The sequence below is a fragment of the Kitasatospora sp. NPDC002227 genome, assembly GCF_040296285.1.
Classification (GTDB): domain Bacteria; phylum Actinomycetota; class Actinomycetes; order Streptomycetales; family Streptomycetaceae; genus Kitasatospora.
This window is the reverse complement of record NZ_JBEOWY010000037.1, coordinates 60943-77118: the sequence shown is the minus strand read 5'-3', so window position 1 is coordinate 77118 and position 16176 is coordinate 60943. Positions and strand designations below refer to the sequence as shown.

The 16176-nt window shown below is 74.6% G+C and carries 3 protein-coding genes; all 3 read left to right on the top strand.

Going from position 1 to position 16176, the window contains the following annotated elements; translation table 11 throughout:
* Positions 1–5855, top strand: a 5855-nt coding sequence (locus tag ABT095_RS27405; protein ID WP_502885026.1) for a type I polyketide synthase, incomplete at its 5' end; no start/stop codon positions are given.
* Positions 5856–5948: 93 nt separating this feature from the next.
* Positions 5949–15368 (top strand): type I polyketide synthase, encoded by a 9420-nt coding sequence (locus ABT095_RS27400; protein WP_350532190.1) that lies wholly within the window; start codon positions 5949–5951, stop codon positions 15366–15368.
* Positions 15369–15396: 28 nt separating this feature from the next.
* Positions 15397–16164 carry a thioesterase II family protein gene (locus tag ABT095_RS27395; protein WP_350532189.1) on the top strand — a complete coding sequence of 256 codons (768 nt, stop codon included), beginning with the start codon at positions 15397–15399 and terminating at the stop codon, positions 16162–16164.
* The last annotated feature ends 12 nt before the right edge of the window (positions 16165–16176 follow it).

The following is a 16176-nucleotide window of genomic DNA, read 5'->3' as shown; positions in this document are numbered from 1 at the left end:
CGGTCTCGGGTTCCGTCCTGGTGACCGGTGGTACGGGTGGTCTGGGTGCGCAGGTGGCGCGGTGGCTGGTGGGGCAGGGTGCTGAGCATCTGGTGCTGCTGAGCCGTCGTGGCCCGCAGGCTCCGGGCGCTGCCGAACTCGCCGAGGAGATCCGCTCGTTGGGCGCCCGGGTGGACGTCATCGCCTGCGACGTGGCGGACCGGGACGCACTGGCCCAGGTCATCGAGGGCCTCGAACTGTCCGCCGTGGTGCACGCCGCCGGTGTGTTGGACGACGGCGTGCTCACGAGCCTGACCCCCGAGCGGCTGCGCGGCGTGCTCGCGACGAAGGCGGAGTCCGCGTGGCACCTGCACGAGCTCACGCGGGGCCAGGATCTCGACGCGTTCGTGCTCTTCTCCTCGCTGGCCGGGACCCTCGGTGCCGCCGGGCAGGGTAACTACGCTTCTGCGAATGCCTACTTGGACGCGCTCGCCGAGTACCGCCGCTCCGAGGGACTCGCCGCCACCTCGATCGCCTGGGGCCCGTGGGCCGAGGACGGTCTCGCGGCCGAGAGTGAGGTGGTCGGTGCCCGGATGCGGCGCAGCGGCCTGCCGGGCATGGCCCCGGCGGCCGGACTGGTCGCTCTCGGAAGGGTGTTGGCATCCGGTGACACCACGCTGGCGGTGGCCGATGTGGCCTGGGAGCGCTTCGCGCCCTCCTTCGTGTCGGTCCGCCCGTCCGCACTGCTCGCCGATGTCATCGCGGGTCTCTCCTCCGGTGCTCCGGTGGAGGCGGTGCCGCAGATGGTGGCCGGCTGGGCCGGTCAGTTGGCCGGTATGTCGGCGGCGGAGCAGCTGTCGGCGGTGGTCGGTTGGGTGTGTGCCGAGGCGGCGTCGGTGCTGGGCTACGGCTCGGCGGACGCGGTGGCGGCCGGCCGGGCTTTCCGCGACCTGGGCTTCGATTCGCTGACGGCGGTCGAGCTGCGCAACCGCCTGGCCAAGCTGTCCGGCCAGCGGCTCCCGGCCGGGCTGGTCTTCGACTACCCGACGCCGCGCGTGCTGGGCGAGTTCCTGCTCGGCAAGCTCTCCGGCGCCCAGGCCGAACTCGCTTCTCCCGTGGCGGTGGCGGCGGTTCAGGACGACCCGATCGTGATCGTCGGCATGGCCTGCCGGTTCCCCGGCGGCGCTTCCTCGCCGGAGGCGCTGTGGGAGGTGCTGGAGTCGGGCACCGACACGGTGGCGGAGTTCCCCAACGACCGTGGTTGGCAGATCGGTTCTTCGACCACGTACACGCCGCGCGGCGCGTTCCTGTACGAGGCGGGGGAGTTCGACGCGGACTTCTTCGGGATCTCGCCACGTGAGGCGTTGGCGATGGACCCGCAGCAGCGGCTGCTGCTGGAGACCTCCTGGGAGTTGTTCGAGCAGGCGGGGATCGACCTGCCGGGCCTGCGCGGCACCCAGACCGGTGTGTTCGTGGGCAGCAACGGCCAGGACTACCCGGCCCTGCTGAGCGCGACGGCGGCGGCCGAGGGCCTGGAGGGCCACCTGCTCACCGGCAATGCGGCGAGCGTGGTTTCGGGCCGGCTCTCCTACACCTTCGGTTTCGAGGGCCCGGCGGTCACCGTCGACACGGCCTGCTCGTCCTCCTTGGTGGCTCTGCACCTGGCCGTTCAGGCCGTACGCAACGGCGAGTGCTCGCTCGCCGTGGCCGGTGGCGCCACCGTGATGTCCACGCCGGGGCTCTTCGCCGAGTTCGGCCGCCAGGGCGGCCTCGCGGCGGACGGCCGCTGCAAGGCTTTCGCCGGGGCGGCGGACGGAACGGTGTGGGGTGAGGGTGTCGGTCTGCTGCTGGTCGAGCGCCGCAGTGACGCTGAGCGGCTCGGGCACCGGGTGCTGGCGACCGTGCGTGGTACGGCGGTGAACCAGGACGGTGCGTCCAACGGTCTGACCGCTCCGAACGGTCCGTCGCAGCAGCGGGTGATCCGGCAGGCGCTGAGCACCGCGGGTCTGTCGGCCGATCAGGTCGACGTGGTGGAGGCGCACGGCACGGGCACGGCGCTCGGTGACCCGATCGAGGCGGAGGCGCTGCTGGCCACGTACGGCCAGGACCGTGAGCGTCCGCTGCTGCTGGGTTCGGTGAAGTCGAACATCGGCCACACCCAGGCTGCTGCCGGTGTCGCGGGTGTGATCAAGATGGTGCTGGCGATGCGGCACGGTGTCGTTCCGCAGACCCTGCATGTGGACGAGCCGTCGCCGCAGATCGACTGGGCGGCGGGTGCGGTCGAGCTGGCGACCGAGAAGCAGGCCTGGCCGCAGCACGAGGGCCCGCGCCGCGCGGGCGTCTCCTCCTTCGGGGTGAGCGGCACCAATGCTCACGCCATCCTCGAAGTCGAGCTGCAGGGCGCTGAGTTGACGGCGGCCACGCCGCCCGAGGTGGTCAGCTGGCCGCTCTCCGCCCGGAGTGAGGCTGCTCTGCGTCAGCAGGCCGCCCGCCTGCTGTCGGCGGCCCCGACGGCCGAACCGGTGGACGTCGGCTACTCGTTGGCGACGCAGCGCGCCGTGTTGGAGCGCCGGGCGGTGGTGGTCGGTGGTGACCGGGAGGCGCTGCTGGCCGGGCTGGCCGCTCTCGCCGAGGGCCGGGAGGCCCCGGGCGTGGTCACGGGCACGGCGACGGAGGAGCCGAAGCTGGCCCTGCTGTTCTCCGGCCAGGGCAGCCAGCGGGCCGGAATGGGGCGTGAACTGTACGCCGCGTACCCGGTGTTCGCCGATGCGCTGGACGCGGTCTGCGCCCAGCTGGACGCCGAGCTGGACCGTCCGCTGCGCGAGGTGATGTTCGACGGGTCGAGCGACCTGCTCGACCAGACCGCGTACACCCAGACCGCCCTGTTCGCCTTCGAGGTGGCTCTCTTCCGCCTCCTTGAGTCCTGGGGTGTCACCCCCAACCTGCTGACCGGCCACTCGATCGGTGAGATCGCCGCCGCGCACGTCGCGGGTGTGTTCTCCCTGGCCGACGCCTGCAAGCTGGTCGCCGCCCGGGGCCGTCTGATACAGGCGCTGCCGGCCGGCGGTACGATGCTGGCCGTCCAGGCCACCGAGGCTGAGGTCCGGGCCGCGCTCACCGAGGGTGTCGACATCGCCGCCGTCAACGGCGCGGACTCGGTCGTCGTCTCCGGCCCCGACACGGACATCACCGCACTGGAGGCGGCCTGGCGGGCGGAGGGCCGCAAGGTCAAGCGGCTCACCGTCAGCCACGCCTTCCACTCCCGACTGATGGACCCGATGCTCGCGGAGTTCCGCTCCGTGGCCGAGTCCCTCGGCTATGCCGCCCCGCGCATCCCGGTCGTCTCCAATCTGGCGGACGCCGCGCTCTCCACCCCCGAGCACTGGGTGCGCCACGTCCGCGAGACCGTCCGCTTCGCCGACGGGATCGCCACCCTGCAGGCGCAGGGCGTCACCTCCCTTCTGGAGCTCGGCCCCGATGCCGTGCTCGCCGCGACGGCCGCCGAGACCGGGTGTGTCCCGGCGCAGCGGGCGGGTCGTCCGCAGGTCCAGGCACTGGCCACCGCCGTGGCCACCCTGCACGTGCAGGGGGTGGGCATCGACTGGGCCGCGTCCTTCGCGGGCACCGGCGCTCGCGCGCTCGACCTGCCGACGTACGCCTTCCAGCGGACCCGCTTCTGGCCCACTGTCCAGGCAGTGACCCCCGCTCCCGCCAACGACCTCGATGCCCGCTTCTGGGCGGCCGTCGAGCAGGAGGACCTGGCCGACCTCGCCACCACGCTCGACCTGCCCAGTGAGGATGCCCTCGCCCAGGTCCTGCCCGCCCTCTCCACCTGGCACCGCCGCCGTAGTGCTCAGTCGGCGCTGGACGCCTGGCGCTACCGGGTGACCTGGGAGCCGGCGGTCCCGGAGCCGGCGACTGTGCTGAGCGGCAGCTGGCTGCTGGTCACGGCCCGGGGCACCGAGGAGCGGCTGTCCGAGGAGCTGGCGCGCCAGCTCACCGACGGCGGGGCCACCGTGGTCCGCGCCGAGCTGGACGCCGCGAATCCCGACCGGGTCGCGTACGCGGAGCAGTTGCGGGCGGCGCTGGAGGAGAACGCGCTCTCGGACATCGACGCGCTGGACGCACTGTTCCAGGTCAGCGGCGTGGTCTCGGCGCTCGCCCTCGTCACCACCCCGCTGCCGGGCAGTGAGGTCACCCCGGCCGGTCTGCCGGCCACCGCGGCGCTGATCCAGGCGCTCGGCGAGCTGGACCTCGAGGCGCCGCTCTGGGCGCTCACCCAGGGCGCGGTGGCGGTCGGTGAGCTGGACACCGTCCGGCGGCCGGAGCAGGCCATGGTCTGGGGGCTCGGCCGGGTGGCCGCGCAGGAGCGGCCGGAGAGCTGGGGCGGTCTGGTCGACCTGCCCGAGCAGCTGGACGGCCGGACCGGCGCCCGCCTGCGCTCGGTGCTCGTGCAGCGGGAGGAGGACCAGCTCGCCCTGCGGGCCTCGGGCACCTTCGCGGCTCGCCTGAGCCACGCGCCCGCCGCCGTCTCGCCGGTGGCCGACTCCGGTACGCCGTGGCGGCCGGAGGGCACGGTGCTGATCACCGGTGGTACCGGTGCGCTGGGCGCGCAGGTGGCCCGCTCGCTGGCCGCCAACGGCGCCGAGCACCTGCTGCTGCTCAGCCGTCGCGGCGCCGAGGCGCCGGGCGCGGCCGAGCTGGTGGCGGAGCTGTCCGCCCACGGCACCGAGGTGACGGTGGCCGCCTGCGACGCGGCCGACCGCGAGGGGCTGGCCAAGGCCGTCGAAGGGCTCGAACTGACCGCCGTGGTGCACACGGCCGGTGTGCTGGACGACGGCGTACTGGACGGCCTGACGCCCGACCGGTTCGGCACCGTCCTGGCCGCCAAGGCCGCGGCCGCCCGGCACCTGCACGAGCTGACGCAGGACCACCCGCTGACCGCGTTCGTGCTGTTCTCCTCGATCGCGGGCACCCTGGCCGGCCCCGGCCAGGGCAACTACGCCGCCGCCAACGCCTACCTGGACGCGTTCGCCGAGTGGCGCCGCGCCCAGGGCCTGGTGGCCACCTCGATCGCCTGGGGCCCGTGGGCCGAGGGCGGCATGGTGGCCGACAGCGCGCTGGTCGAGGGCCGGACCAGCCGTGGCGGGCTCCCCGCCATGGCGGCGGACCGGGCGGTGGCCGCGCTGGAGCAGGCCGTCCGGGTCGACGACACCCTGCTGGCCGTGGTCGACGTCGACTGGCAGCGCTTCGCCCCCGGCTACACCGCCGTCCGGCGCAGTGCCCTGCTGGCCGGCATCCCGGCGGCCCGCGAGGCCGTCACGGCGGCCGCCGTGGAGACCGCGAGCGCGGCACCCGCGCTGCTCGGGCGGCTCGCCGCGGCCTCGGTGGCCGAGCGCCGCCGGCTGCTGCAGGAGCTGGTCTGCACCGAGGTGGCGCTGGTCCTGGGCCACAGCTCGGCGGGGGCGATCGACCCGCAGCGGGCCTTCCGTGACATGGGCTTCGACTCGCTGACCGCCGTCGAGCTGCGCAACCGGCTGAGCAAGTCGACCGGTTCGCGGCTCACCTCGACGCTGGTCTTCGACTACCCGACCCCGCTCGCGCTGACCGAGCACCTGTACCTGGAGCTCTCGCCCGAGGCCGACGCCGAGGCCGAGCACGGGCTGCGGGAGCTGGACGCGCTGGAGTCCGCGCTCGCCACCCTGGGCGGCGACCGGGACCGGCGCGAGGCGATCGGCGCGCGCCTGCGCACCCTGCTCTCCAGCTTGGACGACGCCCGGACCGGGCCGGAGGCCGAGGCGGTCCCCGACGTGCTGGAGGGGGCGAGCGACGACGAGGTCTTCGACTTCATCGGCAAGGAGTTCGGCATCTCCTGAGCAGTTCATCGCCCCCGCAATCCCCGTAGTACCGGCACGGGCACCGGCCCTGCCCCCACGACTTCCCGTGACTTCCCGAGGTGAGAACAGACCATGGCTACCGCAAACGAGGACAAGCTCCGGTACTTCCTGAAGCGGGTGACCGCCGATCTGCACCAGACGCGGCAGCGGCTGCACGAGGTGGAGAGCGGCGCTCCCGAGCCCGTGGCCATCATCGGGATGAGCTGCCGGTTCCCGGGCGGCGTCCGCACCCCCGAGCAGCTCTGGGAGCTGCTCGCGGCCGGACGCGACACCCTGACGCCCTTCCCCGAGGACCGGGGCTGGGACTTGGAGACCCTCTACGACCCGGACCCGGACAAGCTGGGCACCTCGTACGTGCGCACCGGCTCCTTCCTGGACAGCATCGCCGAGTTCGACCACGGCTTCTTCGGCATCGCCCCGCGCGAGGCGCTCTCGATGGACCCGCAGCAGCGCCTGCTCCTCGAGACCTCCTGGGAGGCCTTCGAGCGGGCGGGCCTGGACCCGCAGGCGCTGCGCGGCAGCCGGACCGGTGTCTTCATGGGCTCCAACGGCCAGGACTACGCGGGCCTGCTGATCGGCAACGTCGAGGGCGCCGAGGGCTACGTCGGCACCGGCAACGCGGCCAGCGTGCTCTCCGGCCGGATCTCCTTCGCGCTCGGCCTGGAGGGCCCGGCGGTCACCGTCGACACCGCCTGCTCCTCCTCGCTGGTCTCGCTGCACCTCGCCGTGCAGGCGCTGCGGGCCGGCGAGTGCTCGCTGGCCCTGGCGGGCGGCGTCTCGGTGATGTGCACGCCGGGTGTGTTCGTGGACCTCAGCCGCCAGGGCGCCCTCTCGGCGGACGGCCGGTGCAAGGCCTTCGCCGAGGCGGCGGACGGCACCGGCTGGGGCGAGGGCGTGGGCGTGCTCCTGGTCGAGCGGCTGAGCGACGCGCAGCGCAACGGCCACCGGATCCTCGCGGTGGTCCGGGGCAGCGCCGTCAACCAGGACGGTGCCTCGAACGGTCTGACCGCCCCCAACGGCCCCTCGCAGCAGCGCGTGATCCAGCAGGCCCTCGACAGCGCCCGACTGACGAGCCGTCAGATCGACGTGGTGGAGGCGCACGGCACCGGCACCAAGCTCGGTGACCCGATCGAGGCGCAGGCCCTGCTGAACACCTACGGCCGCGACCGCGCGGACGGCCGTCCGCTGCGGCTCGGCTCGGTGAAGTCCAACCTCGGCCACACCCAGGCCGCCGCGGGCGTGGCCGGTGTGATCAAGATGGTGCTGGCCATGCAGCACGGCGTACTTCCCAAGACCCTGCACGTGGACGCGCCCAGCTCGCAGATCGACTGGTCCGTGGGCGGCGTCGAGCTGCTCACCGACACGGTGGCCTGGCCGGAGACCGGCGAGCCCCGCCGGGCCGGTGTCTCCTCCTTCGGCGTCAGCGGCACCAACGCGCACACCATCATCGAGCAGGCGCCCGAGTCCGAGGAGCCGGAGGTCGAGCCCACGGCCGGCCCGCTCGGTGAACTCCCCGTCACCCCCTGGGTGCTGTCCGGCCGTGGCTCGGCCGCGCTGTCCGGCCAGGCTGGTCGGCTGGCGGCGGTGGCCGGTGGGTACGACCGCGCCGCCGTGGCCGGTGCTCTGATCGGCCGCTCGGTGTTCGAGCACCGGGCGGTGGTGCTGGGGGGTGGGCTGCCGGAGTTGTTGGCGGGTGTGGAGGCGTTGGCGGCGGGTGTGGAGTCGCCGGGGCTGGTTCGGGGTGTTGCTGGTGGTGGTGGGCGTCCGGTGTTCGTGTTCCCGGGTCAGGGGACGCAGTGGGTGGGGATGGCGCGGGAGTTGATGGCTTCCTCGCCGGTGTTCGCGGGGTCGATCGCGGCGTGCGAGGCGGCGCTGGGCGGGTTGGTGGACTGGTCGCTGGCGGAGGTGCTGGCGGGGGACGGTGCGGAGTTCGCCGGGGTGCAGGTGCTGCAGCCGGTGCTGTTCGCGGTGATGGTGTCGCTGGCGGCGTTGTGGCGGTCGGTGGGGGTGGAGCCGGCGGCGGTGATCGGGCATTCGCAGGGTGAGGTGGCGGCGGCGCATGTGGCGGGTGTGCTGTCGTTGGAGGACGCGGCGCGGATCAGTGTGCTGCGGGCGCGGGTGATGGACCAGATCGCGCATGTGGGCAGCATGGTGTCGTTGTTCGCCTCCCGGGCCGAGGCGGAGGAGTTGGTGGCCCGGGTCGGGGGGCGGTTGTACGTGGCGGCGGTGAACGGTCCGGCGACGGTGGCGGTGTCGGGCGAGTTCGCCAGGTTGGACGAGTTGTTGGCGTTGTGCGAGGTGGAGGGGGTGCGGGCGCGGCGGATCGCGGCGGCGTTCCCGTCGCACTCGCCGGAGGTGGAGCCGGTGGAGGCGGAGGTGAAGGCGGCGCTGGCGTGTGTGACGCCGCGCACGGGTTCGGTGCCGTTGCTGTCGACGATCCGGGGTGAGTGGTTCTCCGGGCCGGAGCTGGATGCGGAGTACTGGTACGAGAACCTGCGGTACCCGGTGCTGTTCCAGGACGCGGTGGAGAAGCTGGCGAAGGCCGGGCACCGGACCTTCATCGAGGTCAGTGCCCACCCCGTGGTCGTCCCCGCCATCGAGGACACCCTGGCCGAACTCGGCCTGCCCGGCACGGCCGTGGGCACCCTGCGGCGCGACGAAGGCGGCGCCGACCGCTTCCTCCGTTCGCTCGCCCAGGCCTTCACCAGCGGGGTGGAGGTCGACTGGACCAAGCTGGTGGCCGCCGGGCAGCCGCACGAGCTGCCGACCTACGCCTTCCAGCGCCACGAGCACTGGCCCCCGGCCCGCCGGTCCGCTGCGGGTGACCCGGCCGGGCTCGGCCTGCGCGGGGTGCAGCACGGCCTGCTCGGCGCCGCCGTCAGCCTCGCCGAGGACGACGGCCTGGTGCTCACCGGCCGCCTCTCCGTGAAGGCCCAGCCCTGGCTGGCCGACCACACGCTGAACGGCACCGTCATCCTGGCCGGTACGGGCTTCCTGGAGCTCGCCCTGCACGCCGCCGAGCAGCTGCAGTGTGCCGGGGTGGAGGAGCTCACCGTCGAGGCCCCGCTGGTGGTGCCCGAGCGCGGCGGCGTACGGGTCCAGGTCCGGGTCGGCGCCGTGGACGCGGCGGGCCGCCGGGCCGTCACCGTGCACGCGCAGGCCGACGAGGGCGACGACGCGTTCGCGCCGACCGACCAGCCGTGGACCAGGCACGCGGCCGGCTTCCTGACGCTCACCCCGGCCCCCGACACCGCCGAGCCGCTCACCGAGTGGCCCCCGGCCGAGGCCGCCGAGCTGGACGCCGCCGGGCTCTACCCCGCGATGGCCGCCCGCGGCTACGGCTACGGCCCGTCCTTCCAGGGCCTGCGGGCCGCCTGGCGCCGGGGCGACGAGGTGTTCGCCGAGGTCGCGCTGCCCGCCGAGTTCCGCGGCCAGGCCGCCGGCTTCGCCCTGCACCCGGCACTGCTCGACTCCGCCCTGCACGCGATCGCCGTGGGCGGCCTGTTCGACGACGACCCGGCGAGCCCCGGCCGGCTGCCGTTCTCCTTCAACCAGGTCACCCTGCACGCCACCGGCGCGTCCGTCCTGCGCGCCCGGCTGCGCCGCACCGGCCCGGACGCGGTGGAGATCCTGGTCGCCGACGCCGAGGGCGCACCGGTGGCCGTCATCGAGCCGCTGCTGCTGCGCCCGATGTCCGCCGAGTCCGCCGCGCCGAGCGCGGCCGACGACCTCTACCGGGTCGAGTGGGCCGAGCGCACCCTGCCCGAGGCCGACCCCGCCGGTCAGCGCTGGGCGCTGGTCGGCTCCCACGCCGCCCGCACCGGCGACGCGGTGGCGGCGCTCGGTGTCGAGCTGACCAGCCACTCCGATGTCGCGGCCCTGGTCGCGGCCGGTGGAGAGGCACCCGAGGTGCTGCTGGTCGAGGTCGCCACGCCGGAGGTGGCGGAGCAGGAGCTGGCCGCCGCCGTCCACGCGACCACCGCCGCCGTGCTCGGCGAGCTGCGGCAGTGGCTGGCCGCCGAGCGGCTGGCCGAGACCCGGCTGGTCCTGCTCACCGCCAACGGCGCACCGCTGGGCGGCCGTTCGCCCGCCGATCTGGCCGCCGCCACCGTCTGGGGGCTGGCCCGAACCGCGCAGACCGAGAACCCCGGCCGCCTGGTGCTGGCCGACCTCGACCGCACCGGCAGCTCCTGGGCCGCACTGGCTCGCGTGCTCGCCTCCGACGAGAGCCAGGCGCTGCTGCGCGAGGGTGAGATCCGCGTCCCGCGCCTGGCCCGGGCCGCCGTGGAGAGCGCCGAACCGCCCGCCTGGAGCCAGGACGGCACCGTCCTGGTGGTCGGCGGCACCGGCCTGCTCGGCTCGCTGGTGGCGCGGCACCTGGCCGGTGAGCACGGCGTCACCAAGCTGGTGCTCGCCGGGCGCAGCGGCCCCGCCGCCGAGGGCGCGGCCGAACTGGTTGCCGAGCTCGCGGAGTTGGGCGCCGCCGCCGAGGTGCGCGCCTGCGACGCGGCCGACTACGGCCAACTGGCCGCGCTGATCGCCGAGCTGGGCCCGCAGCTGAGTGGCGTGGTGCACGTCGCCGGTGTGCTGGACGACGGCATGCTGGACTCGCTCACCCCCGAGCGCCTGAGCGCCGTGCTGCGCCCGAAGGTGGACGCGGCCTGGAACCTGCACCGGGCCACGTCGGGACTGGAGTTGAGCGCCTTCGTGCTCTTCTCCTCCTTCTCCGGCATCGTCGGCAGCGCCGGCCAGGCCGGGTACGCGGCCGGGAACACCTTCCTCGACGCGCTGGCCGCGCTGCGCCGGGCCGAGGGCCTGCCCGCCACCTCGCAGGCCTGGGGCTTCTGGGAGCAGAGCAGCGCGATGTCCGCCCACCTGGGCGCCGACGACCGCCGCCGGATGGCCCGCCAGGGCGTGCTGCCGCTCTCCAACCAGGACGGCATGGCCCTGTTCGACGTCGCGGTGGGCAGCGGCGAGGCGCTCACAGTGCCGATCCGCCTCGACCTGCGCGCGCTGCGCGCCCGGGCGGCCTCCGTCGGCCTGCCGCCGCTGCTGCGCGCCCTGGTGCCGTACCGGGCGCGCCGGGTGGCCGCCGCGGGCAGCGACAACACCCCCGACCTGGCCGGCCGGCTGGCCCGGCTCACCCCGGTGGAGCGCGAGCGTGCCCTGCTCGAGCTGGTCCGCACCCAGGCCGCCACCGTGCTCGGCCACGAGAGCACCGAACTCGTGGGTGCCGGACAGGCGTTCAAGGAGCTCGGCTTCGACTCGCTGATGGCCGTCGAGCTGCGCAACCGGCTCGCCGCCGCGACCGGGGTCCGGCTGCCCGCCACCCTGGTCTTCGACTACCCGACGCCCGCCGCGCTGGCCGGCCGCCTCGGCGAGAGCCTGCTCGGCGCCGCCGGTCCGTCCGACACGCGTGCCACGTCGACGGCTTCGGTCACCGCGCTGAGCGAGCCGATCGCGATCGTCGGCATGGCCTGCCGCTACCCGGGCGAGGTCCGCTCGCCCGAGCAGCTCTGGGAGCTGGTGCTCGGTGAGACCGACGCGATCGGCGAGCTGCCGGGCAACCGTGACTGGGACATCGAGGCGCTGTACGACCCCGAGCCCGGTCTGCCCGGCCGCAGCTACGCCCGCAACGGCGCCTTCGTGCACGACGCCGACGCCTTCGACCCGGCCTTCTTCGGCATCTCGCCGCGCGAGGCCCTCGCCATGGACCCGCAGCAGCGCCTGCTGCTCGAGACCTCCTGGGAGGCCTTCGAGCGGGCGGGCCTGGACCCGCAGGCGCTGCGCGGCAGCCGCACCGGCGTCTTCGCCGGGGTGATGTACCACGACTACGCCTCCCGGCTGCGCTCCTTCCCCGAGGGCGTGGACGCCTTCCTCGGAACCGGCAGCTCGGGCAGCGTGGCCAGCGGCCGGATCGCCTACACCCTGGGCCTGGAGGGCCCGGCGGTCAGTGTCGACACCGCCTGCTCCTCCTCGCTGGTCGCGCTCCACCTGGCCGTCCAGGCGCTGCGGGCCGGTGAGTGCACCATGGCGCTGGCCGGTGGTGTCACCATCCTCTCCACCCCCGGCGTGTTCATCGACTTCAGCCGCCAGCGCGGCATGGCCGCCGACGGCCGCTGCAAGCCCTTCGCCGCCGCCGCCGACGGCACCGGCTGGGGCGAGGGCGCGGGCATGCTGCTCCTGGAGCGCCTCGGCGACGCGCAGCGCCTGGGCCACAACGTCCTTGCGGTGATCCGTGGTTCGGCGGTCAACCAGGACGGTGCGTCGAACGGTCTGACCGCCCCGAACGGCCCGGCCCAGCAGCGGGTGATCCGCCAAGCGCTGTCCGCCGCCCGGCTGACGGCCGACCAGGTCGACGTGGTGGAGGCGCACGGCACCGGCACCACTCTCGGCGACCCGATCGAGGCGCAGGCCCTGCTGGCCACCTACGGCCAGGGCCGGGCGGAGGAGCGTCCGCTGCTGCTCGGCTCGGTCAAGTCCAACATCGGCCACACCCAGGCGGCCGCCGGTGTGGCAGGCGTGATCAAGATGGTGCAGGCGATCCGCCACGGCGTGGTGCCCCGCACCCTGCACGTGGACGAGCCCACCCCGCACGTCGAGTGGTCGGCGGGCGCGGTCCGGCTGGCCACCGAGACCGTGGCCTGGCCGGAGACCGGGCGGCCCCGGCGGGCGGGTGTCTCCTCCTTCGGCGTCAGCGGCACCAACGCCCACCTGATCGTCGAGCAGGCGCCGGTGGCCGCCGAGGCCACCGTCGAGCGGGCCGAACTGCCCGGCGGCCTCCCGGTGCTGCTCTCCGGCCGCTCGGCCGGTGCGCTGCGCGGCCAGGCCGAGCGCCTCGCCGCCCACCTCGCGCAGCAGCCCGAGGCGGACCTCGCGGACATCGCCTACTCGCTGGCCACCAGCCGATCGGCCCTGGAGTACCGGGCCGTACTGCCCGGGGGCGACCGGGGCGAACTGCTCGGCGCGCTGGCGGGGTTGGCCGCCGGTGAGCCTGCCGTCGGCACCGTGCAGGGCCTGACCGCCGAGGCCCGGGTGGCCTTCCTGTTCTCCGGCCAGGGCAGCCAGCGGCTCGGCATGGGCCGCGAACTGTACGCCGCTTACCCGGTGTTCGCCGCCGCGCTGGACAGCGTGTGCGAGCACCTCGACCCGCTGCTGCCCAAGCCGCTGGCCGAGGTGCTGTTCGGCACCGACGCCGAGCTGCTCGACCGGACGGTGTACACCCAGGCCGGGCTGTTCGCCGTCGAGGTGGCCCTCCACCGCCTGGTCGAGTCCTGGGGAGTGAACGCCGACTTCCTGGCCGGGCACTCGATCGGCGAGCTGGCCGCCGCCCACGTGGCCGGGGTCTGGTCATTGGCGGACGCCTGCCGTCTCGTCGCCGCCCGCGGCCGGCTGATGGAGGCGCTGCCGAGCGGCGGAGCGATGCTCGCCGTCCAGGCCTCGGAGGAGGAAGTGCGGGCCGCGCTGCCCGCCGAGTTGGACGTCGCGGCCGTCAACGGGCCCGAGGCGGTGGTGGTTTCGGGTGCCGAGGCCGCGATCGCCGAGGCCGAGGCCGCCTGGCGCGCGCAGGGCCGCAAGGTCAAGCGGCTCACCGTCAGCCACGCCTTCCATTCGCGCCTGATGGAGCCGATGCTGGCCGAGTTCCGCGCCGTGGCCGAGTCGCTGGACTACGCCGAGCCGCGCATTCCGGTGGTCTCCGCCCTGACCGGCCGGATCGAGGAGCTGGGCGATCCGGAGTACTGGGTGCGGCACGTCCGGGAGGCCGTCCGCTTCGCCGACGGCCTGCAGGCCCTGCGCGAGCAGGGCGTCACCACCTTCCTGGAGCTCGGCCCCGACGGCGTGCTCGCCGCCCTCGGCGACGGCGGCGCGTTCATCCCCGCCCAGCGCGGCGACCGCGCCGAACCGCGGGCCCTGACCGCCGCGCTCGCCCGCCTGCACGTGCGGGGTGTGGCCGTCGACTGGGCCGCGTACTTCGCCGGTGCGGGCGCGCAGCGGGTCGACCTGCCGACCTACGCCTTCCAGCGGGAGCGGTACTGGCTGCGGGAGGCCGCCAACACCCCGGTGGTGCAGGCCGGTTCGCCGGACGCCCGGTTCTGGGAGGCCGTCGAGCGGGCGGACCTGGCGGAGCTGGCGCTGGCCCTGGACGGCGGCGAGGAGGAGCTGGCGGCGCTGGCCCCGGCCCTGCCGGTGCTGGCCGGCTGGGTGCGGCGCAGCCGGGAGCAGCTCGGCCTGGTCGCCCCGGAGGCCGCCGAGCCTGCCGGTGACCAGCTCACGCTGGCGGACCGGCTCGCCGGGAAGTCCGCCGAGGAGCAGCGGGAGCTGCTGCTGCGGATCGTGCTGACCCAGGCGGCCGACGTGCTCGGCCACACCTCGGCGGACACGGTCGAGCCGACCCGCGAGTTCCTGGACCAGGGCTTCGCCTCGCTCAGCGCCGTCGAACTCCGGGACCGCCTGGGCGCGATGGCCGGGCAGGCCCTGCCGGTCGCAGTGGTGTACGACTACCCGACGCCGGTGCAGCTCGCGGACTACCTGGCGGGCGTCCTCGAGCAGCCGGCCGAGCCGCAGGCCCTCGTGGGGGCCCCGGCCGTGGAGATCCCGGCCGTGGAGATCCCGGTCGTGGAGATCCCCGTGGTGGAGATCCCGGTGGTGGAGCCCGCCCCGATGGCGGCGCCCGCGCTCGTCCCGGCACTCGGGAGCTTCGCGTCCCTGCTCACCGGGGCCTGTGGCAACGGCCGTACCGGCGAGCTGCTGGACCTGCTGAGCGCCGCCGCCGCGATCCGCGACGGCGGCTCCCGGCCCTCGCCGGTGAACCCCGTGCGGCTGGCCACCGGGCCGGCCGGGGAGACGCTGGTGTGCTGCTCGGCGCTGACCGCCGTGGCCGGGCCCGGGCGGTACCTGCGGTTCGCCGCCGCGCTGGAGGGGGAGCGGGAGACCGCCTTCCTGCCCGTGCCCGGGTTCGTGGCGGGGGAGGCACTGCCGGTCTCCTTCGCGGAGCTGATCAGTCGTCAGATCGTTGCGCTGGACGGTATGATCACCGGCGGGCCGGTCTCGCTGCTCGGTGCCGGGACCGGTAGTGTGGTGGCCTACCACCTGGCCAAGGCGCTGGAGGAGCGCGGGACGCCCGCGGGCAGTCTCGTCCTGATCGACGCTCCCGCCCCCGGCACCGACCTCGCGGAGGTGCTGACCGCCGAGCTGGTGGGCGGTCTGGTGACCGGTGACCCGCTGGTCGGTGACGACAACCGCCTGCTCGCGACCGGTGGTTACCGGCGGATCCTGCCCGACTGGCGGCCCGCCGCCCTCACCGCCACCCCCACCCTGCTGCTCACCCCCGCCGGCCCGGCGCTGACCGGCCCCGCCGGGGCCGAGCGCCCCGCCTGGCCGGGGGAGCACCGCTCCACCGAGCTGACCGGCGATCCGCTGGAGATCCTCGGCGCCGATGCCGCCGAGACCGCGCGCCTGGTCCACGACCGGCTCACGACCGCCGTCCACTGACCCCGAATTCGCTAGAGAGGTAACGAAGATGACGACTCCCGTGGTGGACAGCAGCCTCTGGCTCCGCAACTACCACCCGGCGCCGCAGGGCCGGGCCCGCCTGATCTGCTTCCCGCACGCCGGCGGTTCGGCCAGCTACTACTTCCCGGTCTCCGCCGCACTCTCGCCCGACCTGGACGTCTTCGCCGTCCAGTACCCGGGCCGGCAGGACCGCCGGGCCGACCCGTTCATCGACACCATCGACGAGCTGGCCGACGTGATCCACCTGGCGCTCGCGCCGCTGGTGCGCGACGGCCGCCCGTTCGCCTTCTTCGGCCACAGCATGGGCTCCGTCCTCTCCTTCGAGGTGGCCCGCCGCCTCGAGGAGCGCGACGGCATCAGCCCGGCGGCCCTGTTCGCCTCCGGCCGTCGCGCGCCGCACAAGGTGCGGGAGGAGAACGTCCACCTGCGCGACGACGCGGGCATCGTCAAGGAGATGAGCAAGCTCGGCGGCACCGACTCCCGGGTCCTCGCCGACCCGGAGCTGCTGGACATGGTGCTGCCGGCGATCCGCAACGACTACCGCGCCGTCGAGCGCTACAGCCGGGGCACCGAGGCCAAGATCGGCTCCCCGGTGATCGTCCTGACCGCCGACGACGACCCGCGCACCACCGTCGAGGAGGCCCGCGCCTGGGACCAGCACACCACCGGCCCCAGCGAGCTCCACACCTTCGACGGCGGCCACTTCTACCTCGAGCAGCACGCCACCCGCGTGATCGGCGTCATCTCGGGCACCATGGCCCGCCTGGTGCCGTAGTGCCCGTACCGG